We start from the raw sequence: 21,938 nt of genomic DNA on the forward strand, positions 1-21,938 counted from the left end.
CCGGCACGGGGCAGCCGCACGTCCCTGAGGGCTGCGACCCCGCGCCGGGCCGTTCCGCGCGCCTGAAGGGCTGCGGCCCTCACGCCGGGGTTTCTCGCCGGCGGTGCTCAGGGCTCGTCCGCGTGCGTGGCGTCCCAGCGCCCGCGGGCGTCCTCCATGGCGTCCTTGTGCTCGCGCGACCAGTCGGCCAGCCGCGCCACGGCCTCCGCCAGACTGGCGCCCATCGGCGTCAGCCGGTATTCGACCTGCGGCGGGATCGTCGCGTACGCCGTGCGCTCGACCAGCCCGTCCCGGCACAGCCGCCGCGTCGTCAGCGTCAGCATGCGCTGAGAGATCCCCGGCACCGCGCGCTCCAGCTCCCTGAACCGGCGCACCCCCTTGGCCAGCTCCACGAGCACCAGCACCGTCCACTTGTCGCCGATGCGGTCGAGGACGTCCCTGATCCCGCAGTCGTCGTCTCCGCACGGGCCCGTGGGCTGGAGGGTTACCCCGGTGTGCGCGACCGACATGAGAGTGCCTCCTTACGGCGAGCGCCGGAACGCCCCCATCCTGGGGGTCGTCGACCTGCGATGACCACATTAGGGGTGTTTCATGATCGTCGTTACGGGTGTGTCCGGAGCGCTGGGCGGTTCGATCCTGGCCGGCCTTCGGGCCGTGGAGGGTATCGGGGAGGGCATGGAGGTGGCCGGGGCCAGCAGCTCCGGCGACGGGGAACGGGTGCGCCACGCCGACTTCGACCGACCGGAGACGCTGGAGGAGGCGTTCGCGGGCGCGAAGGTGCTGGTGTTCGTGTCCGCCGGGTACGCCGAGGACGACGTCGTGCTCGCCCGGCACGGCGCGGTGGTCGGGGCGGCCGCGGACGCGGGCGTCGAGCACGTGATCTACACCAGCCTGGCCGGGTCCGGCGATCGGCTCACGATCGCCCTGGCGCACCGGTGGACCGAGGCGCGGCTGGCCGGGGCGCCGTTCGACGTCACCGTGCTGCGCAACGGCCTGTACGCCGAGATCGCGGCGGGCCTGGCGCTCGCGGGCCTGCCGGACGCGGTGGAGAGCGGGGTGTTCGCGGCGCCGCTCGGCACGGGCCGGGTGTCGGTGGTGGCCAGGGAGGACCTGGCCGCCGTGGCGGTGCGGGTGGCGGCCGAGGCGTGGCGGGACGTGGTCGCGGGCGGGGAGCGGCGGCACGCCGGGCGTACGTACGAGCTGGAGGGGCTGGACGCGGTCGGCGGGCACGACCTGGCCGCGATCGTCGCCGAGGCGCTGGGACGGCCGGTGACGTACGCGGCGGTGCCGCTGGGGGCGGTGCGGCCGGCGCTCGCGGGGATGGAGCCGTACCAGGCGGGGCACACGATCTCCACGTACGCCAACGTCGTCGCCGGGCTGCTGGAGGCCCGGGGGAGCGACCTGCCGGCGTTCGTGGAGTCGCCGCGCCCCGTACGCGACCTGATCGCGGCGGCCGTGAACCAGGCCGCTGAGGGGCTCAGCGCTGAGGCTGCGGCCGGCTGAGGGCGGTGCGCCTGCCCTCGGCGGCCGCCAGCACCAGCCCCGCGCCCTGCGCGAGGCCCGCGGCGAGCAGAAGGTAGGCCGTCGCCGGCTGCCACGGGGGCAGGCCGGCGGCGAAGTCGGGCGACTGGTACGGCCTGGCCAGCAGCGCGACGGGGTTGACCAGCGCCACGACGAAGCTCAGGGCGTAGGGGACGATCAGCAGGCCCGACAGCACCAGTAAGGGTGTGCGGCCCCTGCGCCCGCGCCGCAGCAGCGCGCCGATGACCACGTACGACAGCGCCACCAGACCGGCGAACGCGGCGGTCCACCAGGTCAGCCGCCAGGCGTCCACCCCGAGCGAGGTCATGCCGGCGGCGTCGATCCGGCCGCCCTGCCACCCAGGCCCCGTCACCTGCGCCCGCACCCCCGCCCGGACGGCCACGTGTCCCGCGCCCGCGTACGCCGCGACCAGGACCGGCCCCATGGCCAGCAGAACGAGACCGGCCACCCGCCCCCGGCTGACCGCCATCGGCGCTCCTCTCCGCTCGGCTCAGGGGGACAGCCTCTCAAAAGACCTTGATCCGAGCGACCCACCACCACCGGCTCGGCCGCCCGCCGAGGGGAGAGGAGCGCCGAGCGGGAACGGGGATCAGGAGAGGGAGCCCAGGCCGGAGACCGCGATCTCCACCGCCCGCCGGGCGGTGTCGAGGATCTCGTCGAACGTGCGGTCAGGCCGGAGATCGGCCACGACTGCCAGTTTCACCGCCCCGATCAGCGCCCCGATCGCCGCCGCCGACTCCGCCATGGTCAGCTCCCCGGCGAAGGACTCGTGCAGCGCCCTGGCCAGCCGCAGCTGGGTGTCGAACAGCAGGTGCAGCCCCCGGGCCTGCAGCGACGGCTCCGTCAGGATGAGGCGCGTGCGCACCGCCGCCTCCTTCTTGCCGAGCGTCTGGTTCAGCGTGTTCTCGACGCTGGTGTCGACGAGCCGGTGCAGCACGCCGACCAGCGTCTCTCCCGGCGCCCGCCCGGCGATGACGCCGACGGCCATCTCCAGGCGCTGGTCGGTGTCATGGAAGATCAGGTCGTCCTTGCTGGCGAAGTAGCTGAAGAACGTGCGCGTCGAGACTTCGGCCTGAGCCGCGATCTCCGCGAGGGTCGTCTCCTCGAAGCCCTTCTCGTCGAACAGCCGGAACGCCGCCTCGATCAGCGCCTGCCGCGTGCGCTGCTTCTTGCGCTCCCGTAGACCCGCCATGCCGGAACTGTACTGCATGGATTGAAGTGTTGCATCCATTGAAATTTTGCATCCGTTGAGGTTTTCTAGGAAGGGAGATAGGAAAGGAGCCCGATCATGTCCGAACTGACCATGCCCACCACCCGCCGGCGTCCGCTCGACCCGCCGGAAAAGCTCACAGAGCTGCGACAACACGGCGCCCTGCACCGCATGACGTACGCCAACGGCCACCAGGGCTGGCTGGTGACCGGCTACGCGGCCGCCCGCGCGGTGCTGGCGAGCCCTCACTTCAGCAACCTGACCGAGAAGCAGCATCCGCCGATCAAGGCCGCCAGGATGAACCTGTCGGACAAGGGCAAGGCCAAGCTGCCGCCCGGGTTCTTCCTGCGCATGGACGAGCCCGAGCACACGCGCTTCCGCAAGCTGCTGACCGGGCAGTTCACGGTGCGCCGGATGAAGCTCCTCGAACCGCGCATCGCGGAGATCGTCGACGCGCGCCTCGACGCGATGGCGGCCGCGGGCGGCCCGGTGGATCTCGTGCAGGAGTTCGCGCTGCCGATCCCGTCACTGGTGATCTGCGAACTGCTCGGGGTGCCGTACGAGGACCGCTCGAGCTTCCAGCAGGACACCAAGCTCCTGGCCAGCCTGGAGACCGAGGCGGACGACGCCCTGGCGGCCCTGGGGCGGATCTCCGCGTTCATGTACGGGCTGATCCAGCGCAAGCGCGCCCAGCCGGCCGACGACCTCATCAGCGGGCTCGTCGAGACCGGCGAGCTGAACGACGAGGAGCTCACCGGCGTCGCACTCCTGCTGCTGATCGCCGGGCACGAGACGACCGCCAACATGCTCGGGCTGGGGACGTACGCGCTGCTCACGAACCCCGGCCAGCTCGCCGCGATGCGCGACGACCCGTCGGCGGTGGACAACGGCGTGGAGGAACTGCTGCGGTTCCTCACGATCATCCACCTCGGCCCCATCCGTACGGCGCTGCGGGACGTGGAGATCGAGGGCGTCACGATCGAGGCCGGGCAGACGGTCACCCTCCACCTGCCCACCGCCAACCGCGACCCCTCCCGCTTCGCCGGCGGCGACGAACTCGACCTCACCCGCCCCGCCGGCGGGCACCTCACCTTCGGCCACGGCATCCACCAGTGCCTCGGCCAGCAGCTCGCCCGCGCCGAGATGCGCATCGCCTTCCCCGCGCTGCTGCGCCGCCTGCCTGGCCTACGCTTGGCGGTAACACCCGAGGAGGTGCCGATGCGCTCGGACATGTCCATCTACGGAGTGCACCGCCTCCCTGTCACTTGGTAGGTCAAGATGAAGATCAAGGCAGACGAATCGGTGTGCATCGGGGCGGGCATGTGCGCGCTGACGGTGCCGGCGGTGTTCGATCAGAGTGAGGAGGAGGGCACGGTCGTGCTCCTTCAGGAGGCGCCGCCGCAGGATCTGGAGGACGCCGTACGCCGTGCCGTGACCCTGTGCCCGTCCGGGGCCATCTCGGTCGAGTGAGGGCCGGCGTCCCCTTGACGCCCTCCTGACGCCCATCCGCCGCCGCCGCGCCCTGTCCCGCGACGGCGGCTCTCTTATGCCCGTACGGTGCCGCGAATGCGTACGGTGGCGCGAGCCCGTACGGTGGCGCGAATGCCCGTACGGTCGAGCGAACGCGACGGTCAGCGGTCACCGGTGGGCACTTTCTCTTCATGGTCATCGAACCTGTGTTCGTGGAATCGGTTGACACCAAGCGTGATCGAAATTATGTTCGACCTAGTGACGGTGAGGCTCGCGGCTCAACGTCACCAGGACCTGGTCGCGGGCCGTTCGCTTCCCCAAGCGATCCCCGCGGCCAGGCTCCACGGGCGAAGGGCGCGTCCTCGTCGTCGGCGGAGACGAGCGGGCGTGTCCTGGCCGGACGGGGTGAGGGGAAGCTCCTCGTCCGGCCAGCCCGGCGGAAATGTCGGTGGCGTCTGCGATTGTTGGCATCACCGGCGGAGACGCCGGACGCCGCCCACGACTCCAAGGAGGCGCGCAAGATGGCACCACGGCCTAGAGAAACGCCCGGGCCCCGGTTGTCGGCTGCGGTTCGGGCACACCTGACCGATTCACGTTCCTGCCTGGCGGATGCGACCGGCGCTCGCACCCCGGCATCCCGATATGTGGCCGCCCACCTGGCGGCTCTCCGAGCTGCGGCGGCGATCCTGGCCGCCCGGCCCCGCCCCATGGAGGGGCGCCGGCGCCGCCTGCGCAGCGCGTGGGAGCTGCTGCCGGAGGCGGAGCCGCACCTGGCCGAGTGGGCCGCCTACTTCGCCACCACCGCCGACAAGCGCGCGGCGGCGGAGGCGGGCATGGTGCGCCGCATCAGCGCCGCCGACGCGGACGAGATCCTGGCCGAGGCCGAGACCTTCGTCTCAGCGGTCGAAGACCTCCTGGGCATTCCAGGGCAGCCCCAGCTCCCGGTGAACGTCCCCCTGGCCGGCTGACCGGCGTCTTACCCTCCGCCCCGGCAAGAGGTCCGGCGCTCGCCCTGGCGAGCGGTGGCCGTCCCGGCCGGTGGCGGCATCTCCCGGCGGCCGCGCAGCCGACGGGCTGACCGCGCGCGGACGCACCCACCTCCGGCCGGGCCGCCTTCCGGCGGGGTGTCCCCGGGCACGACCCGTCTGGACCGGGTCGCTCCCTGGGGCATCCACACACCCGGCTCGCGCGCCTTTCGGTGCCGCTACGCCGAGCGCGCCTTCCGGCACCGCCACCAAGGCAATCACCGGCGCTGTCGGCGCCTGGGCTGCTTTCCGGTGCGATGCCTTCCGGGTGTGGTCCGTTCGAGCGGGCCGACCTCCGGCACGCTCACGCCCGGCCGACGCGCCTCCGAGCCTTTCGGCATCGCTGCCGAGCACGCCGGTCCGGCACCTCCACCAGGGCCATTTGCGGCAACCCCATCGCGGCCCGCCGACTGGCTGCCTACCGGCTGGCTGTCTACCGGGGGGATGGCTTCCGGGGGGATGGCTTCCGGAGGCGCGGAGCGGCACAACACCCGTACCCGCACGCGCGTGAGCGCACGACGCCCCTGGACGGCGTGAAGCCCGCGCATGGGTGGGTGGGCCGAAGATCGGTGGCCTGCGCGTCGCAGCGGCCTGCTTGAGCCCCTGCCGTGCTCATGGTCCGGCTTCGGACCGTGGTGCTCCGTGTAGTGCGCCCGGCAGGGGATGCCGAAGGGCCCGCCGATGTGCGGCGGGCCCCAGGGTGAAGCGGGTGGCTTCCGGACGGGCGTCCGTGGACCGAGGGTCTGAACCGGCGGCCCCGGCGTGGAACGGAACCGCCGGGGCCTCAAGCTGACTGTCTCAAAGTGGCAGGCCTCGGGCTGGAGGACCAGCGGGCCCGAGGCCGGACGACCTCAAGGACGTCTCAGAAGGACTCCACGGCCCGGCGGGCCTCGGCGTCGAGGACGCCCCAGCTGATCAGCTCCTCGGTCAGCTCGCTCGGCGACTTGTCGTAGATCACGGCCAGGGAGCGCAGGTCCTCCTGGCGGATCGACAACACCTTGCCGTTGTAGTCGCCGCGCTGGCTCTGGATCGTCGCGGCGTAACGGGCAAGGGCGCCGGCCTTCTCCTTGGGCAGAGTCGCCAGGCGCTCCAGGTCGATCACAAGCTTGGGTGTCGGCCCGAGCGGGCTGGGGGCGGCTCCGCCCGGCAGCAGCTCGGAGACGGGCACCCCGTAGAAGTCGGCAAGCTCGGCAAGCTTCTGCACGGTCACCGCTCGGTCGCCGCGCTCATAAGAGCCAACGACTACGGCTTTCCACCTGCCACGCGACTTCTCCTCGACTCCATGCAGGGACAGCCCCTGCTGGGTGCGGATGGCGCGGAGTCGTGCACCCAGCGACTTTGCGTACTCAGACGGCATCGTGTGGCCCCCCGGCTCTCGTATGTATCGCTCTCAGTAGATTGTGCTCCCTTGCGGCGTATGCCCCGGCCACCGGGGGGTCTGATGCCAGGCTCGGCACCATCGGTAGCCATGGCCCTGGGTTTACCCCAGAACGCCGCGCGGTGTGGTTACGCACAGTGACGGTAAAGGGGTGGACGCCGAAGGTCAAGCTGATTGGAAAAAAGATGCCGAATCCGGTCCGGTAGGGAACGCCGCAAACGCCCCTCATGCCCCACTGGTAACGCTGCTTCGTCAGGGTTTGACGACATTTTCGCGGCGGTCAAGGCTGTCTGGTGAGCACCATGACAGGGCAGGTCGAGGCCCTGACGATCTTGATCGAGGTGTCCCCGAGGAACACCCGCCTGAGTGGCCCGGTGTCGCTGGAAGCGCATATGATCATCTCGCCGGGCAGCCACGAGGTCGCGGCGAGTGCCTGGGCCACGTTGCGGCCCTCCAGCACTTCGACCTCCACGGGCGAGCGCCGCCGCTGCCCTCTGGCCGCGGCGCGCAGGTCGGCCGCGGCCTGGTCGCGCAGACGGGCGAGCATCTCTTCCTCGATCCTCACCCGCCTGCCGCTGCTGACCACCAGCGTGATCAGCCGCAGCGGCACGTCGAGCGCCGCGGCCGCCCTGGCCGCGTCCTTGACCGCCACGTCGCAGCCGGGGCCGCGCCGGTAGGCCACGGTGAGCCGGTCGAAGGCGGCCGGCGGATCGTCGCCGTAGCCGCGCGGTGCGAGCAGGACGGGAACGGAGGAGCTGTGCAGGAGCTGGTCGGCGGTGCTGCCCACCGAGATGAGCCCCCTGCCGCGCCCCGGCGCCGAGCCGATCACCACGACGTCCGCGCCGCGCCTGCGTGCCAGCTCCACCAGTCCGCGTCCGCTGCCCCGATGGGTGTGCGTGACGTACTCGGCGTCGTCGCCGGCCAGCTCGCGGGCCTGGGCGAGGGTGACGGCGGCCTGCTCGTGCAGGTAGGCCCGCCACGCGCTCTCCTCGGCCCTGGCGGGCCCCGGCGCGGAGGTGGCGGGCGGGAGCACGTTCGCCACCGTCAGCCGCGCCCGCGCCCGGTCCCTGAGCAGGACGGCCAGTGCCAGCCCGTCGCGTCCCCGCGGGTTCGCGACGTATCCGGCCAGGACGTTGTCCAGCTTCATTCAGTCCACCTCGGCATTCAGCCGTGAATGGCGATAGCCGTACAGGAAGTAGCAGATCAGGCCGACGAGCATCCACAGCGCGAAGGCCAGCCAGGTGACCCCGGCCAGCCCCGCCATGACCACGACGCACAGGATCGCCCCCAGCACCGGCGTGGCCGGGAACAGCGGCGTGCGGAAGCTGCGCGGCAGCTCGGGGCTGCGGTAACGCAGGACGAGCACGCCGACGTTGACGATGGCGAAGGCGAACAGCGTGCCGATGCTGGTCGCCTCGGCGAGCTGACCGAGCGGAACCAGCCCGGCCAGCACGGAGATGAACGCGGCCACGATGAGCGTGTTGGCGACCGGCACCTGCCGGCGCGGGTTGACCCGCTGGAAGATCCGGGGGATGAGCCCGTCGCGCGACATCGCGAACAGGATGCGGGTCTGGCCGTAGATGACGGTGAGCACGACGCTGGCGATGGCGACGACCGCGCCGAAGGAGACGATCAGGCCGGGCCAGGTGGCGCCCACGGCGAGGTTGGCGACGTACGACAGGCTCGCCTCGGTGCCCTCCTCGTCGAACTCGGTCCACGGCATCGCCCCGACCGCGGCCAGGGCGACCAGGACGTAGACGGCGGTCACGATGACCAGCGACAGGATGATCGCCAGCGGCAGGTCACGCCTGGGGTTCTTGGCCTCCTCGCCGGCGGTGGAGGCGGCGTCGAAGCCGATGTAGGAGAAGAACACCTGGGAGGCCGCCGCGGTGATGCCGGCCACGCCCATGGGCGCGAAGGGCGCGAGGTTGCCGGACTGGAAGGCGGTGAACGTCACCGCGCAGAAGAACAGCAGCACCGCGATCTTGATGAGCACGAAGAACGCGTTGGCCTTGGCGCTCTCTGAGGCCCCGTACAGCAGCAGCCAGGTGGCCAGCAGCACGATGACGATCGCGGTGACGTTGACCACGCCGCCGTCCTGGCCGGGGGAGCGGGTGATCGCGTCCGGCAGCTCGAAGCCGAACAGGGCGTGCAGGAAGGAGTTGAGGTATTCGCCCCAGCCGACGGCCACCGCCGCCACGGAGACGGCGTACTCCAGCATCAGGCACCAGCCGCAGATCCAGGCCACGAGCTCGCCCAGCGTCGCGTACGCGTACGAGTAGGACGAGCCGGACACCGGGATCGTGCCGGCCAGCTCGGCGTACGACAGCGCCGAGAACAGCGCCGTGATCGCCGCCAGCGCGAACGCCAGCACCACCGCGGGACCCGCCTTGGGCACCGCCTGCCCGAGGATCACGAAGATGCCCGTGCCCAGCGTCGCGCCGACGCTGAACAGCGTCAGCTGCCACAACGTCATCGTGCGCCGCAGCTCTCCGCCCTCGCCGTGACCGCCCTCGGCGACGATGCGCTCGGTCGGCTTGGTACGCAAGAGACGCCCGGCCAGTGTCATGGACGCTCCCTACAGCGTGCTCGTCAGCGGCCACCTGCCGTTGGGTGTGACGATGGTTCCCGCGGAGCCGTCGAGTATGCGCTCGGCCTCGTCCAGTCGCCCGATGGCGGCCATGTCGCCGGTCGTCTCGACGAACCGGCAGACCGCCTCCACCTTCGGCCCCATCGACCCCGCGGGGAAGTCGAGCGCCCGCAGCTCGTGCGGGGTGGTGTGGCCGATCTCGCTCTGCTCGGGCGTGCCGAAGCCGCGCATGACGCGCGGCACGTCGGTCAGGCTCAGGAACGCGTCGCAGTCGAGCGCCTCGGCCAGCATCGAGGTGGTGAGGTCCTTGTCGATCACGGCCTCCACGCCCGTCAGCCGCCCGCGCTCGTCGCGCACGACGGGGATGCCGCCGCCGCCCGCGCACACCACGATCACGCCCTCGCCCGTCATCCGGCGAATCAGCCGGGTCTCGACCACGCGCTGCGGGGCGGGGGAGGGGACGACGCGGCGCCAGTGGCGGCCGTCCTGGGCGACCGTCCAGCCGCGCTCGGCGGCCAGCTTCTCGGCCTCCTCCCGCTCGTAGACCTGGCCGACGAACTTGGCCGGCCGCTCGAACGCGGGGTCGACGGCCGAGACGAGCGTCTGCGTGACCATGGCGAGCACCTGGCGGCCCGGCAGCGCGTTCTGCAGGGCCTGCTGGATCCAGTAGCCGAGCAGGCCCTGGGTCTGCGCGCCCAGCGCGTCGAACGGGTAGGGCCTGGTCAGGCCGGGGTCGGCGGCCGACTGCGCGGCCAGCATGCCGACCTGGGGACCGTTGCCGTGGGTGATGACCAGCTCGTGCTCGGCCGCGAGCCGGGCGAGCGTCCTGACGGCCGTGCGCACGTTGGCGACCTGCGTGTCGGCGTCCGGCCGCTGGCCGCGCCGCAGGACGGCGTTGCCGCCCAGAGCCACGATGACCCGCATTCAGTCTCCCAAGGTCGCGACCATGATGGCCTTGATGGTGTGCAGCCGGTTCGCGGCCTGGTCGAAGACGATCGAACGCGGTGACTCGAACACCTCGTCCGTCACCTCCAGCGCGTCCAGCCCGGTCCTGTCGTAGATCTCCCGCCCGACCTCGGTGCCGCGGTCGTGGAAGGCGGGCAGGCAGTGCATGAACTTCACCGAGGGGTTGCCGGTGGCCTTCACCACGGCCTCGTTCACCTGGTACGGCAGCAGCAGCTTGATCCGCTCGTCCCACACCTCGGCGGGCTCGCCCATCGACACCCACACGTCGGTGTAGAGGAAGTCGGCCCCTTTGACGCCCTTGTTCACGTCGTCGGTCACGGTGATCGTGGCGCCGGTGCCGGCCGCCACCCGCTCGGCCGGCCCGAGCACGGACTCCTGGTCGGGCCACAGCGCCCTGGGGGCCACGACGCGGGTGTCCATGCCGAACATGGCGCCCGTCACCAGCAGCGAGTGCCCCATGTTGTTGCGCGCGTCGCCGAGGTAGGCGAAGGACACCTCGCGCAGCGGCCGGCCGGCGTGCTCGCGCATGGTGAGCACGTCGGCCAGCGTCTGCGTGGGATGCCACTCGTCGGTCAGCCCGTTCCACACCGGCACCCCCGACAGCGCCGCCAGCTCCTCGGCGTGGGCCTGCCTGCTGCCGCGGTACTCGATGCCGTCGTACATGCGGCCCAGCACCCGCGCGGTGTCGGCCACCGACTCCTTGTGCCCGAGCTGGGTGCCGGCCGGATCGAGGTAGGTGGTGTGCGCCCCCTGGTCGTGGGCGGCCACCTCGAAGGCGCAGCGGGTGCGGGTGGAGGTCTTCTCGAAGATCAGCGCGATGTTCCTGCCGCGCAGCCGCGGCCGCTCGGCGCCGGCGTGCTTGGCCGCCTTCAGCTCGGACGACAGGCGCAGCAGGAAGCCGAGCTCGTCCGGCGTGAAGTCGAGCTCTTTCAGGAAACTGCGGTCGCGCAGGTCGACGGCCGTCATCGTGCGGCGCTCACCCGGGCTGTGCTCATCTGGACGGTGCTCATCTGGACGGTGCTCATCTGGACCAGATCCCCCTAGACGGCGTCACGTTCGAGCGGGCAGCTCATGCACCGCGGCCCCCCGCGGCCCCGGCCGAGCTCGCTGCCCCTGATCGTGATCACCTCGATGCCGTTGTCACGCAGATGGTTGTTGGTGGTGGTGTTGCGCTCGTAGGCCACGACCACGCCGGGTTCGAGCGCGAGGCCGTTGCAGCCGTCGTCCCACTGCTCCCGCTCGGCCGCGTACACGTCCTGGGTGGGTGTCAGGACCGTGATGTCCGGCAGGTCGAGCGCGTGCGCGATGGCCTTGTGCATGTCCTCGGGCGGGTGGTCGGTGACCTTCAGCTCCTTGGGGGTGTCGCCGGGCTCGATGGTGTACGCGGGCAGCATGCCGAGGCCCGCGTACTTGGTGAACACCCCCACGTCCAGCATCGTCATCACGGTGTCGAGATGCATGAACGCGCGCGCCTTCGGCATGTCGAGCGCCACGATCGTGTGCGCGGAGCCGGCCCTGAACAGCCGCTGCGCCAGCATCTCGACCGCCTGCGGCTGGGTGCGCTCGCTCATCCCGATCAGCACCGCGCCGCGGCCGATGACCAGCACGTCGCCGCCCTCCATGGTGGCGGGGGCCACCGACTGGCCGGGCATCCAGCAGTGGTAGCCGCCCTGGCCGGGCCGGTTGAAGCCGCCGGCGAACGTCGGGTGGTACATGTAGACGGCCTCCATGTTGACCGTCTCGCGCATGCGGGCCTTCTTCTTCATCGCGTTGATCGACACGCCGTCGTAGATCCAGCAGGACGTGTCGCGGGTGAACAGGTGGTTGGGCAGCGGCGGCAGGATGAAGTCGTCGTCGCCCGTGGCGTGGAAGGTCACGGCTTTGGGCTCGCAGCCCATCGCGACCAGCTCGCGCTTGGTGATGCCGCCGGTCAGGTAGAGCTGAAGGGTGGCGGAGTCGAGCCCGTCGAGGGTGTTGCGGATGTCGTCGATGGCGACGGGGCCCAGCCAGCGCTCGTCGATGACCGCGTCCAGGATGTGCTTGCGGGCCTCGGGGATCTCCACCGTCTCCCTGAGCAGGTCGGCCAGCTCATGGACGACCACGCCCCGGTCGGTGAGCACCTGCTGGAACTCCTCGTGCTCCTCGACCGCCCGCTGCACCCAGAGCACGTCGTCGAAGAGGAAGGCGTCCTTGCTGGTGGGGGTCAGCCGTTTCAGCGCGAGGTCGGGCTTGTGCACCAGGACCTGGCGCAGCCGTCCTACCTCGGACTCGACATGGAAGGTCATCCCTGCTCTATCCCCCTCAAAAGGGCGTAAATCACGCGCCAGCCCCCGCCTCGCGCGCGTCTGACCTGCCCCGCCGGCGCCGCGCCGACACCAGGACGCCAGCGTGGCGGCCCGGGAAATTACCTGGTCGAGGCCATCGGCTGAACCGGCGACCGGACGCTCGCTCCCCGTGCGGGCGCGGCGGGGGTCACGCATCGTGGCTGGTAGCCCCTGGTACTGTGTGTCCCGACCGACACCCTTTTAAGACCCGTCCCGTGAGGCGGGAAAGGTGGTGAGATTCGCCATGTCCGATTCCAGAGGGCCCGATTCCAGTGGGCCCGATTCCAGGGGACCCGATTCCAGCGCGACGTCCTCCGCACCACAGCCCGGGCACGACTCAAGGGCCGTGCTGGAGGCACCCGACATCCACCGGGCGCTGACCCGGATCGCGCACGAGATCCTCGAACGCACCAAGGGCGCCGACGACGTGGTCCTGCTCGGCATCCCCACGCGCGGCGCGACGCTGGCCCGCCGGCTCGGCGACCGCATCGAGCAGTTCGAAGGCCGCAAGATCCCCATCGGCTCGATCGACATCACCATGTACCGCGACGACCTGCGGCGCGGCCCCGTCCGCCCGCTCGGCCCCACCGAGTTGCCGCCCGACGGCATCGACGGCAGGGTCGTCGTGCTCGTCGACGACGTCCTCTACTCCGGCCGCACCGTGCGAGCCGCGCTCGACGCGCTCAACGACCTCGGCCGCCCCACCGCCGTGCAGCTCGCCACCCTGGTCGACCGCGGCCACCGTGAGCTGCCCATCCGCGCCGACTACGTCGGGAAGAACCTCCCCACCGCCAAGAGCGAGAAGGTCAAGGTCTACCTGAACGAGATCGACGGCCGCGACGCCGTCCTGCTCATGAAGGGGGACACCAAGTGAAGCGGCACCTCATCTCGGCCGGCGACCTGGCCAAGGACGACGCCCTGCTCATCCTCGACACCGCCGAGGAGCTGGCGAGGGTCTCGGAACGTTCCATCAAGAAACTGCCGACGCTGCGCGGGCGCACGGTGGTCAACCTGTTCTTCGAGGACTCCACCCGCACCAGGATCTCGTTCGAGGCGGCGGCCAAGCGGATGTCCGCCGACGTGATCAACTTCTCCGCCAAGGGGTCGAGCGTCTCCAAGGGCGAGTCGCTCAAGGACACCGCGCTCACCCTGGAGGCCATGGGCGCCGACGCGGTCGTCATCCGCCACAGCGCCTCCGGCGCGCCGCACCGCCTGGCCAACTGGGTGCACGGCAGCGTCGTCAACGCCGGCGACGGCACCCACGAGCACCCCACGCAGGCGCTGCTCGACGCCTTCTCCATGCGCCGCCGCCTGGGCAACCTGGAAGGGCGCAACGTCACCATCGTCGGCGACGTGCTGCACAGCCGCGTCGCCCGCTCCAACGTGCTGCTGCTGCACACGCTCGGAGCCCAGGTCACCCTCGTCGCGCCGCCCACGCTGCTGCCGGTCTCGATCGGCACCTGGCCGTGCGAGGTCTCCTACGACTTCGACGCCGTGCTGCCCAAGTCCGACGTGGTGATGATGCTGCGGGTGCAGAAGGAGCGGATGAACGCCGCGTACTTCCCCAGCGCCCGCGAATACTCCCGCCGCTACGGCCTCGACCGCGACCGGTTCGCCAAGATGCCCGACGACGCGATCGTCATGCACCCCGGGCCGATGAACCGGGGCATGGAGATCGCGGCCGAGGTGGCCGACTCGGCCCGATCCACGATCGTCGAGCAGGTCGCCAACGGCGTGACCATCCGCATGGCCGTCCTGTACCTGCTGCTCGGGGGAGAGAACGCGTGAACATAGCGAACGTCAGGATCCTCGGCGGGGAGCCCGTCGACATCCGGATCGACGGCGGTGTCATCGCCGAGATCGGGCCGGGCGCGGCCGGAACGGCAGGCGACACCGTGGACGCCCAGGGCGCGATCGTGCTGCCCGGCCTCGTGGATCTGCACACCCACCTGCGCGAGCCCGGCCGCGAGGACGCCGAGACCGTCCAGACCGGCACCCAGTCCGCCGCCCGCGGCGGCTACACCGCCGTGCACGCCATGGCCAACACCTCGCCCGTCGCCGACACCGCCGGCGTGGTGGAGCAGGTGTGGCGGCTCGGCCGCGAGTTCGCCCACTGCGACGTGCACCCGGTCGGCGCCGTCACCGTCGGCCTGGAGGGCAGTCAGCTGGCCGAGCTGGGCGCGATGGCCGACTCCGCCGCCCGCGTGCGGGTCTTCTCCGACGACGGCAAGTGCGTGGACGACGCCGTGCTCATGCGCCGCGCCCTCGAATACGTCAAGGCGTTCGACGGGGTCATCGCCCAGCACGCCCAGGAGCCCAGGCTCACCTCCGGCGCCCAGATGAACGAGGGCGTCGTGTCCGGCCGGCTCGGCCTGACCGGCTGGCCCGCCGTGGCCGAAGAGGCGATCATCGCCCGCGACTGCCTCCTGGCCGCCCACGTCGGCTCCCGGCTGCACGTCTGCCACGTCTCCACGGCCGGTTCCGTCGAGATCCTGCGCTGGGCCAAGTCCAAGGGCTGGAACGTCACGGCCGAGGTCACCCCGCACCACCTGCTGCTCACCGACGACCTCGTCGAGGAGTCGCCGGTGGGCGCGTACAACCCGATCTACAAGGTCAACCCGCCGCTGCGCACCCGCGCCGACGTCGAGGCGCTGCGCGCCGCGCTGGCCGACGGCACGATCGACGTCGTGGCCACCGACCACGCGCCCCACCCGGTCGAGGACAAGGAGACCGAGTGGTCGGCCGCGGCCATGGGCATGGTCGGCCTGGAGACCGCGCTCAGCGTGGTCCAGGAGGCCATGGTCGAGACGGGCCTGCTCGACTGGGCGGGCGTCGCCGACCGCATGTCCGCGGCTCCCGCCCGCATCGGCCGGCTCGGCGGCCACGGCCGCCCGATCGAGGTGGGCGCGCCCGCCAACCTCACCGTCTACGACCCGTCCGTACGCACGAAGGTCGACCCCGCAGCCTTTGCCTCCAAGAGCAGGAACACCCCCTACGAGGGGATGACGCTGCCCGGCCGGGTGGTGGCCACGTTCCTGCGCGGCAGGCCGACCGTTCTCGAAGGGAAGCTGGTTTGAACACAGCGCTGCTCGTCCTGGAAGACGGCCGCGTCTTCCACGGAACCCCGTACGGAGCCGAAGGCGAGACGTTCGGCGAGATGGTCTTCAACACCGGCATGACCGGCTACCAGGAGACCCTGACCGACCCCTCCTACCACCGGCAGATCGTCGCCATGACGGCCCCGCACATCGGCAACACCGGCGTCAACGACGAGGACCCCGAGTCGGGCCGCGTCTGGGTGGCCGGCTACGTCGTGCGCGAGCCGTCCCGCGTCGTCTCCAACTGGCGCGCCAACCGTTCGCTCGACGACTACCTCAAGGAGCAGGGCGTCGTCGGCATCGCGATCCCCGGCACCCGCGCGCTCACCCGCCACCTGCGCGAGCGCGGCGCCATGCGGGCCGGCATCTTCAGCGCGCCCTCGGCGCCGGTCGAGGAGCTGGTCGAGCTGGTCCGCGAGTCGCCCCGCATGGAGGGCGCCGACCTGGCCGGCGAGGTCGCCACCGAGGAGACCTACGTGGTCCCCGCCGTCGGCGAGAGGCGCTTCACCGTCGCCGCCGTCGATCTGGGCATCAAGGGCATGACGCCGCACCGGATGGCCGAGCGCGGCTGCGAGGTGCACGTGCTGCCCGCCGGCGCCACGTTCGAGCAGATCATGGCCGTCTCGCCCGACGGCGTGTTCCTGTCCAACGGGCCGGGCGACCCGGCCACGGCCGACGTCACCGCCCTGCGGAAGGTGCTGGAGGCCGGGGTGCCGTTCTTCGGCATCTGCTTCGGCAACCAGCTGTTCGGGCGGGCGCTCGGGCTTTCGACGTACAAGCTTCGCTACGGCCACCGGGGTGTCAACCAGCCCGTCCAGGACGTGCGGACCGGCAAGGTGGAGATCTCGGCGCACAACCACGGGTTCGCGGTGGAGGCGCCGCTCGACGGGCCGTTCGAGACCCCGTACGGGCCGGCCGAGGTCAGCCACGTCAACCTCAACGACCGCTGCGTGGAGGGGCTGCGCCTGCTCAGCGGGCGGGCTTTCAGCGTCCAATACCACCCCGAGGCCGCCGCCGGCCCCCACGACGCCGCCTACCTCTTCGACGAGTTCTGCGCGGTGATGGCCTCCGCCCGGGGCGAGGCCGCGGCGCATCCGATTCCGACCAGTTCTGTGAGGTCTTGAGCCGTGCCCAAGCGTGAGGACATCAGGTCCGTCCTGGTCATCGGCTCGGGGCCGATCGTGATCGGGCAGGCGTGCGAGTTCGACTACTCCGGCACCCAGGCGTGCCGCGTGCTGCGCGACGAGGGCTTCCGCGTCGTCCTGGTCAACAGCAACCCGGCGACGATCATGACGGACCCCGAGTTCGCCGACGCCACGTACGTCGAGCCGATCACCCCCGAGTTCGTCGAGAAGATCATCGCCAAGGAGCGCCCCGACGCGCTGCTGCCCACGCTGGGCGGCCAGACCGCGCTCAACACCGCCGTGGCCCTGCACGAGTCGGGCGTGCTGGACAAGTACGAGGTCGAGCTCATCGGCGCCGACTTCGACGCCATCCAGGCGGGCGAGAACCGCGAGCTGTTCAAGGAGATCGTCGCCAAGGTCGCCCGCGAGCACGGGCTCAACGCCGAGTCGGCCAAGTCCGTCATCTGCCACACCATGGACGAGTGCCTGGCCGCCGCGGCCGGGCTGGGCTACCCCGTGGTCGTGCGGCCCTCGTTCACCATGGGCGGGGCCGGCTCCGGGTTCGCCTACGACGAGGAGGGCCTGCGGCGCATCGCGGGCGCCGGGCTCGACGCCTCCCCGACCACCGAGGTGCTCCTGGAGGAGTCGATCCTCGGCTGGAAGGAATATGAGCTGGAGGTCATGCGCGACAAGGCCGACAACGTCGTCATCGTCTGCTCCATCGAGAACATCGACCCGATGGGCGTCCACACCGGCGACAGCGTCACCGTCGCGCCCGCGCTGACCCTGACCGACCGCGAATACCAGAACATGCGCGACGTCGCCATCGCCGTCATCCGCGAGGTCGGCGTCGACACCGGCGGCTGCAACATCCAGTTCGCGGTGGACCCGCGCACCGGCCGCATGATCGTCATCGAGATGAACCCGCGCGTGTCCCGCTCCTCCGCGCTGGCCTCCAAGGCCACCGGCTTCCCGATCGCGAAGATCGCGGCCAAGCTGGCCATCGGCTACACCCTCGACGAGATCCCCAACGACATCACCAAGGAGACGCCGGCCTCCTTCGAGCCGACGCTCGACTACATCGTGGTGAAGGTGCCCCGCTTCGCGTTCGAGAAGTTCAGGGGCGCCGACCAGACGCTCACCACGCACATGAAGTCCGTCGGCGAGGCCATGGCCATCGGCCGCTCCTTCCCCGAGGCGCTGCAGAAGGCGCTGCGCTCGATGGAGAAGAAGGACTCCTCCTTCTCCTGGACCGGCGACGTGGCGCCCAAGGACGAGCTGCTGGAGGCGTGCAGGACCCCGCACGACGGGCGGCTGCGCACGATGCAGCAGGCCATCAGGGCCGGCGCCACGCCCGATGAGCTGTTCGCGGCCACCAGCGTCGACCCGTGGTTCATCGACCAGCTCTTCCTGCTCGACGAGGAGGCCGGGGCCGTGGCCGCGGCCGACGAGCTGACCGCCGAGGTGCTGGAGCGGGCCAAGCACCTCGGGTTCAGCGACGTGCAGATCGGCGAGCTGCGCGGCATCGACGAGGCCAGGGTGCGCGACCTGCGGCACGCGCTCGGGCTGCGTCCCGTCTACAACACCGTCGACACGTGCGCGGCCGAGTTCGCCGCCAAGACGCCCTATCTCTACTCCACCTACGACGAGGAGAACGAGGTCCCCGGCGGCGACCGGCAGAAGGTCATCATCCTCGGCTCCGGGCCCAACCGCATCGGGCAGGGCATCGAGTTCGACTACGCCTGCGTGCACGCCTCGTTCGAGCTGTCGCGGGCCGGGTTCGAGACCGTCATGGTCAACTGCAACCCCGAGACCGTCTCGACCGACTACGACACCTCCGACCGGCTCTACTTCGAGCCGCTCACGCTGGAGGACGTCCTGGAGGTCGTGCACGCCGAGCAGCAGACAGGCCCGGTCGCCGGCGTGATCGTGCAGCTCGGCGGGCAGACGCCGCTGGGCCTGGCGCAGGCGCTGAAGGACGCGGGCGTGCCCGTCGTCGGCACCTCGCCCGAGTCGATCCACCTGGCCGAGGAGCGCGGCGCGTTCGGGCGGGTGCTGGCCGAGGCGGGCCTGCCCGCCCCCAAGCACGGCACCGCCGTGACCGTCGGCGAGGCCCGCGAGATCGCCGCCGAGATCGGCTACCCCGTGCTCGTCCGCCCCTCCTACGTGCTCGGCGGGGCCGGCATGGCCATCGTGTACGACGAGGAGACGCTCACCACCTACATGGCGGCCCAGGAGGGCGGCCACCCGGTGCTGGTCGACAAGTTCCTCGACGAGGCCATCGAGATCGACGTGGACGCCCTCTACGACGGCACCGAGCTCTACCTGGGCGGCGTCATGGAGCACATCGAGGAGGCCGGCATCCACTCCGGCGACTCCGCCTGTGCCCTGCCGCCCATCACGCTCGGCAGCGCCGACATCAAGGCCATCCGCGCCGCCACCGAGGCCATCGCCGCCGGGGTGGGCGTGCGCGGGCTGCTCAACGTCCAGTACGCCATGTCGGCGGGCGTCCTGTACGTCCTGGAGGCCAACCCGCGCGCCAGCCGTACGGTGCCGTTCGTGTCCAAGGCCACGGCAGTGCCGCTGGCCAAGGCGGCGGCCCGGGTGATGCTCGGCGCGTCGATCGCCTCCCTGCGCGAGGAGGGCATGCTGCCCGCCGACGGCGACGGGGGCACGCTGCCGCTCGACGCCTCCATCGCGGTCAAGGAGGCCGTGCTGCCGTTCAACCGGTTCCGCGGCGTCGACACCGTGCTCGGGCCCGAGATGCGCTCGACCGGCGAGGTCATGGGCATCGACGAGTTCTTCGGGATCGCGTTCGCCAAGTCCCAGGCGGCCGCCTACGGCCGGCTTCCGATCAAGGGACGCGCGTTCGTATCCGTGGCCAACAGGGACAAGCGTGCGATGATCTTCCCTGTGAAGGCACTGGCGGATCTCGGGTTCGAGATCCTCGCCACCGAGGGCACCGCCGAGGTGCTGCGCCGCAACGGCGTCCATGCCAAGATCGTGCGAAAGCACAGCGAGGGGACGGGTCCAGGAGGTGAGCCGACGAGCGTGCAGGCCATTCTGGACGGCGAGGTCGACCTGATCGTCAACACGCCCTTCGGCAGTCCCGGGCAGTCGGGGCCGCGCCTCGACGGCTACGACATCCGCACGGCCGCGGTGCTGCGGGGCATCCCGTGCATCACCACGGTCTCGGGGCTCGCCGCCGCGGCGGCCGGCATCCAGGCGATCGTGCGCGGCGACATCGGCGTACGGTCCCTGCAAGAGCACGCTCAGGCACTTCGGGGCTGACCCCGCACGGGAGGTGAAGACGACTGGCCGGCACACCGGTGCAGGTGACGGGCACGGTGCTGACGACGCGCCGGGTCGACGCCTACCATGCGCTGACGGTGGTGGCGCCCGGCATCGCCGAGCGTTACCGTCCCGGTCACTTCGTCTCCGTGGCCGTCGGAGGGGCCCACACGTCGATGGTGACGCGCCGCGCGCTGTCCATCCACGACGTGAAGGCCGACTACGGCGGCACGGTCGAACTCGTCTTCACCACCCGCGGCCCCGGCACGGCCTGGCTGGCCGACCGGCGCGCCCGTGACACGCTCGACCTGGTCGGGCCGCTCGGGCGTCCCTTCCCGCTGCCGCGCGACCCCGTCCACTGCGTGCTGGTCGGCTCCGAGTACGGCTCCGCCGTGCTCTTCCCGCTGGCCGACGCGCTGCTGGAGCGGGGCTGCCGGGTCGACTTCGTGCTCGGCGGGAGCGGGGCCGAGCGGGTGTTCGGCGCGATGCGGGCCAGGAGGATGGCCGAGACGACCACGCTGACCACCGAGGACGGCTCGCTGGGGCTGCGCGGCACGGTCACCGACGCGCTGCCCGCGGTGATCGCCGACACCCGGGCCGACGCCGTCTACGCCTGCGCGCCCATGGCGACGCTGCGGGCGGTGACGGCGGTGGCGATGGAGTTCGACATCCCGGTGCAGGTGGCCGTCGAGGAGTCGATGGCCTGCGGCATCGGGGTGTGCATGACGTGCGTGCTGCCCGTCATCGGGGACGACGGGGCGACCAGGATGGTCAGGGCGTGCGCGGAGGGGCCGGTGTTCCGGGGGGAGCGGGTGCGCTTCGAGGACGTGGGAACGATCCCGTTCGACGCGCTCGGCGCCCCCGGAGGCGGTGCACGACATGTCAGTTGATATGCGGACTTTTCTGGCGCACGTGGAGCTGGCGAACCCCATCACCACGGCCGCCGGCTGCGCCTCCTCGGGGCGCGAGCTGGCCCAGTTCTTCGACCTGCACCGGCTCGGCGCCCTGACCACCCGCTCGATCACCATGGCGCCGCGCGCGGGCCGGCCCACGCCGCGCATGGCCGAGACGCCCTCCGGCATGCTCAACGCCGTCGGGCTGCAGGGCCCTGGCATCGACGCGTTCCTCGAACGCGAGCTGCCCTGGCTGGCCCAGCGCGGCATCAAGACCATCGTCTCCATCGGCGGCGGCACCGTCGCCGAATACTCCGAGCTGGCCCGCAGGCTCGCCGACGCGCCCGGGGTGACCGCGCTGGAGGTCAACCTCTCCTGCCCCAACATGGAGGACCGCGGGCGTGTCTTCGCCCGCGAGGGCAGCGCCGCCGCCGAGGTCATCGCCTCCGTACGCTCCATCATGCGCTACGACGTGCCCGTCGTCGCCAAGCTCGCGCCCGACGTGGCCGACATCGTCTCCGTCGCCCGCGCCTGCGTGGACGCCGGGGCCGACGCCCTGTCCATGATCAACAACCCGCTCGGCATGGCCATCGACACCGAGGCGCTGCGGCCCTCGCTCGCCGCCGTCACCGGCGGGCTGTCGGGGCCGGCCATCCTGCCGCTGGCCGTACGGTGCGTGTGGCAGGTGCACGCCGCCCTGCCCGGGGTGCCGCTGATCGGCATCGGCGGCGTGATGAGCGGCAGGGACGCCTTCCAGCTGGTCCTGGCCGGCGCCTGCGCGGTCGGAGTCGGCACCGCGCTGTTCCACGACCCCTACGCCTGCCTGCGCATCGAGCGTGAGCTTGAGGACCTGCTGCGGGCCCGCGGCTTCCAGCGGCTGGCCGACGCCGTCGGCCTGGCGCACCGCCCGCCGGGCAGCGCGCCCCGGCACCTGCTGGTCGACACCGAGGAGAGCACGCCTTGACCCCCGCACGCCGGGGCCTCTCATCAGGGAGCACGCATTGATCACCGAACGCCAGGAGAGCAC

The 21,938-nt window shown here is 71.4% G+C and carries 20 protein-coding genes; 11 read left to right on the forward strand and 9 right to left on the reverse strand.

Going from position 1 to position 21,938, the window contains the following annotated elements:
* Window positions 1-107: 107 nt before the first annotated feature.
* On the reverse strand, window positions 108-509 hold the full coding sequence (locus tag AB0C28_RS25780; protein WP_357852097.1) for a helix-turn-helix domain-containing protein: 402 nt from the start codon (window positions 507-509) through the stop codon (window positions 108-110).
* 82 nt (window positions 510-591) lie between these two features.
* Between AB0C28_RS25780 and AB0C28_RS25785 the strand changes: the two genes are divergently transcribed.
* Window positions 592-1,503, forward strand: coding sequence for an NmrA family NAD(P)-binding protein (locus AB0C28_RS25785; RefSeq protein ID WP_358077962.1), 912 nt, complete (start codon window positions 592-594; stop codon window positions 1,501-1,503).
* Here AB0C28_RS25785 and AB0C28_RS25790 read toward each other — a convergent pair.
* Both AB0C28_RS25790 and AB0C28_RS25795 read right to left on the reverse strand, forming a co-directional pair.
* Window positions 1,478-2,011, reverse strand: a complete 534-nt coding sequence (locus tag AB0C28_RS25790) for a hypothetical protein (protein ID WP_358077965.1) — start codon at window positions 2,009-2,011, stop codon at window positions 1,478-1,480. The genes AB0C28_RS25785 and AB0C28_RS25790 overlap by 26 nt on opposite strands.
* A gap of 120 nt (window positions 2,012-2,131) precedes the next feature.
* The gene (locus AB0C28_RS25795) at window positions 2,132-2,734 is read right to left on the reverse strand and encodes a helix-turn-helix domain-containing protein (RefSeq protein WP_357852106.1); all 603 of its coding nucleotides are present in this window, start codon (window positions 2,732-2,734) and stop codon (window positions 2,132-2,134) included.
* Between the two features lie 96 nt (window positions 2,735-2,830).
* Between AB0C28_RS25795 and AB0C28_RS25800 the strand changes: the two genes are divergently transcribed.
* The 3 genes from AB0C28_RS25800 to AB0C28_RS25810 all read left to right on the forward strand — a co-directional run bounded on the left by AB0C28_RS25800 (window position 2,831) and on the right by AB0C28_RS25810 (window position 5,190).
* Window positions 2,831-4,024, forward strand: a complete 1,194-nt coding sequence (locus tag AB0C28_RS25800; protein ID WP_358077968.1) for a cytochrome P450 — start codon at window positions 2,831-2,833, stop codon at window positions 4,022-4,024.
* Between the two features lie 6 nt (window positions 4,025-4,030).
* A complete protein-coding gene (locus AB0C28_RS25805) occupies window positions 4,031-4,222 on the forward strand; it encodes a ferredoxin (protein ID WP_357852112.1) in 192 nt (63 codons plus the stop codon).
* Window positions 4,223-4,743: 521 nt separating this feature from the next.
* Entirely contained in the window at window positions 4,744-5,190 is a 447-nt protein-coding gene (locus tag AB0C28_RS25810; protein WP_357852115.1) for an SAV_6107 family HEPN domain-containing protein, read from the forward strand.
* Window positions 5,191-6,109: 919 nt separating this feature from the next.
* Here AB0C28_RS25810 and AB0C28_RS25815 read toward each other — a convergent pair.
* From AB0C28_RS25815 to AB0C28_RS25840, 6 genes are all read right to left on the reverse strand, one after another.
* Window positions 6,110-6,604 carry a transcriptional regulator gene (locus AB0C28_RS25815; protein ID WP_026214021.1) on the reverse strand — a complete coding sequence of 165 codons (495 nt, stop codon included), beginning with the start codon at window positions 6,602-6,604 and terminating at the stop codon, window positions 6,110-6,112.
* A 301-nt stretch (window positions 6,605-6,905) separates the two neighbouring features.
* Entirely contained in the window at window positions 6,906-7,772 is an 867-nt protein-coding gene (locus AB0C28_RS25820) for a universal stress protein (RefSeq protein WP_357852118.1), read from the reverse strand.
* The gene (locus tag AB0C28_RS25825; RefSeq protein ID WP_358077971.1) at window positions 7,773-9,194 is read right to left on the reverse strand and encodes an amino acid permease; all 1,422 of its coding nucleotides are present in this window, start codon (window positions 9,192-9,194) and stop codon (window positions 7,773-7,775) included.
* Between the two features lie 9 nt (window positions 9,195-9,203).
* On the reverse strand, window positions 9,204-10,139 hold the full coding sequence (gene arcC / locus AB0C28_RS25830; protein ID WP_357852124.1) for a carbamate kinase: 936 nt from the start codon (window positions 10,137-10,139) through the stop codon (window positions 9,204-9,206).
* On the reverse strand, window positions 10,140-11,147 hold the full coding sequence (gene argF / locus AB0C28_RS25835; RefSeq protein ID WP_357852127.1) for an ornithine carbamoyltransferase: 1,008 nt from the start codon (window positions 11,145-11,147) through the stop codon (window positions 10,140-10,142). It abuts the gene before it with no gap.
* Window positions 11,148-11,221: 74 nt separating this feature from the next.
* Window positions 11,222-12,466 (reverse strand): arginine deiminase, encoded by a 1,245-nt coding sequence (locus tag AB0C28_RS25840; RefSeq protein WP_357852130.1) that lies wholly within the window; start codon window positions 12,464-12,466, stop codon window positions 11,222-11,224.
* Window positions 12,467-12,749: 283 nt separating this feature from the next.
* Between AB0C28_RS25840 and pyrR the strand changes: the two genes are divergently transcribed.
* From pyrR to AB0C28_RS25875, 7 genes are read left to right on the forward strand one after another with little or no spacing between them, the layout of a single operon-like run.
* Window positions 12,750-13,379: a bifunctional pyr operon transcriptional regulator/uracil phosphoribosyltransferase PyrR gene (gene pyrR / locus AB0C28_RS25845; RefSeq protein WP_357852133.1), complete on the forward strand. Its 630-nt coding sequence runs from the start codon at window positions 12,750-12,752 to the stop codon at window positions 13,377-13,379.
* Entirely contained in the window at window positions 13,376-14,293 is a 918-nt protein-coding gene (locus tag AB0C28_RS25850) for an aspartate carbamoyltransferase catalytic subunit (RefSeq protein WP_357852136.1), read from the forward strand. Before pyrR ends, AB0C28_RS25850 begins: the two co-directional genes overlap by 4 nt.
* Window positions 14,290-15,582 carry a dihydroorotase gene (locus tag AB0C28_RS25855; protein ID WP_357852139.1) on the forward strand — a complete coding sequence of 431 codons (1,293 nt, stop codon included), beginning with the start codon at window positions 14,290-14,292 and terminating at the stop codon, window positions 15,580-15,582. The genes AB0C28_RS25850 and AB0C28_RS25855 overlap by 4 nt, the downstream gene beginning before the upstream one ends.
* Window positions 15,579-16,727 carry a glutamine-hydrolyzing carbamoyl-phosphate synthase small subunit gene (gene carA / locus AB0C28_RS25860; RefSeq protein WP_358077974.1) on the forward strand — a complete coding sequence of 383 codons (1,149 nt, stop codon included), beginning with the start codon at window positions 15,579-15,581 and terminating at the stop codon, window positions 16,725-16,727. The genes AB0C28_RS25855 and carA overlap by 4 nt, the downstream gene beginning before the upstream one ends.
* Before the next feature lie 3 nt (window positions 16,728-16,730).
* Window positions 16,731-20,018, forward strand: coding sequence for a carbamoyl-phosphate synthase large subunit (gene carB, locus AB0C28_RS25865; RefSeq protein WP_357852145.1), 3,288 nt, complete (start codon window positions 16,731-16,733; stop codon window positions 20,016-20,018).
* Window positions 20,019-20,056: 38 nt separating this feature from the next.
* Complete coding sequence (locus AB0C28_RS25870; RefSeq protein WP_245956052.1) at window positions 20,057-20,908, forward strand: dihydroorotate dehydrogenase electron transfer subunit; 852 nt, start codon at window positions 20,057-20,059, stop codon at window positions 20,906-20,908.
* Window positions 20,898-21,875, forward strand: coding sequence for a dihydroorotate dehydrogenase (locus tag AB0C28_RS25875; protein ID WP_106244887.1), 978 nt, complete (start codon window positions 20,898-20,900; stop codon window positions 21,873-21,875). The genes AB0C28_RS25870 and AB0C28_RS25875 overlap by 11 nt, the downstream gene beginning before the upstream one ends.
* Window positions 21,876-21,938 lie beyond the last annotated feature (63 nt).

Source organism: Nonomuraea sp. NPDC048892 (genome assembly GCF_040649735.1).
In the GTDB taxonomy this organism is placed as follows: Bacteria; Actinomycetota; Actinomycetes; order Streptosporangiales; family Streptosporangiaceae; genus Nonomuraea; species Nonomuraea maheshkhaliensis.

What these genes read in the sequence shown, in the direction of transcription:
- AB0C28_RS25875 (WP_106244887.1), top strand. Translation starts at nt 20,898, where the DNA reads ATGTCAGTTGATATGCGGACTTTTCTGGCGCACGTGGAGCTGGCGAAC.
- AB0C28_RS25810 (WP_357852115.1), top strand. Translation starts at nt 4,744, where the DNA reads ATGGCACCACGGCCTAGAGAAACGCCCGGGCCCCGGTTGTCGGCTGCG.
- AB0C28_RS25800 (WP_358077968.1), top strand. Translation starts at nt 2,831, where the DNA reads ATGTCCGAACTGACCATGCCCACCACCCGCCGGCGTCCGCTCGACCCG.
- AB0C28_RS25815 (WP_026214021.1), bottom strand. Translation starts at nt 6,604, where the DNA reads ATGCCGTCTGAGTACGCAAAGTCGCTGGGTGCACGACTCCGCGCCATC.
- AB0C28_RS25795 (WP_357852106.1), bottom strand. Translation starts at nt 2,734, where the DNA reads ATGGCGGGTCTACGGGAGCGCAAGAAGCAGCGCACGCGGCAGGCGCTG.
- AB0C28_RS25785 (WP_358077962.1), top strand. Translation starts at nt 592, where the DNA reads ATGATCGTCGTTACGGGTGTGTCCGGAGCGCTGGGCGGTTCGATCCTG.
- argF (WP_357852127.1), bottom strand. Translation starts at nt 11,147, where the DNA reads ATGACGGCCGTCGACCTGCGCGACCGCAGTTTCCTGAAAGAGCTCGAC.
- arcC (WP_357852124.1), bottom strand. Translation starts at nt 10,139, where the DNA reads ATGCGGGTCATCGTGGCTCTGGGCGGCAACGCCGTCCTGCGGCGCGGC.
- AB0C28_RS25825 (WP_358077971.1), bottom strand. Translation starts at nt 9,194, where the DNA reads ATGACACTGGCCGGGCGTCTCTTGCGTACCAAGCCGACCGAGCGCATC.
- AB0C28_RS25790 (WP_358077965.1), bottom strand. Translation starts at nt 2,011, where the DNA reads ATGGCGGTCAGCCGGGGGCGGGTGGCCGGTCTCGTTCTGCTGGCCATG.
- AB0C28_RS25840 (WP_357852130.1), bottom strand. Translation starts at nt 12,466, where the DNA reads ATGACCTTCCATGTCGAGTCCGAGGTAGGACGGCTGCGCCAGGTCCTG.
- AB0C28_RS25820 (WP_357852118.1), bottom strand. Translation starts at nt 7,772, where the DNA reads ATGAAGCTGGACAACGTCCTGGCCGGATACGTCGCGAACCCGCGGGGA.
- pyrR (WP_357852133.1), top strand. Translation starts at nt 12,750, where the DNA reads ATGTCCGATTCCAGAGGGCCCGATTCCAGTGGGCCCGATTCCAGGGGA.
- AB0C28_RS25780 (WP_357852097.1), bottom strand. Translation starts at nt 509, where the DNA reads ATGTCGGTCGCGCACACCGGGGTAACCCTCCAGCCCACGGGCCCGTGC.
- AB0C28_RS25805 (WP_357852112.1), top strand. Translation starts at nt 4,031, where the DNA reads ATGAAGATCAAGGCAGACGAATCGGTGTGCATCGGGGCGGGCATGTGC.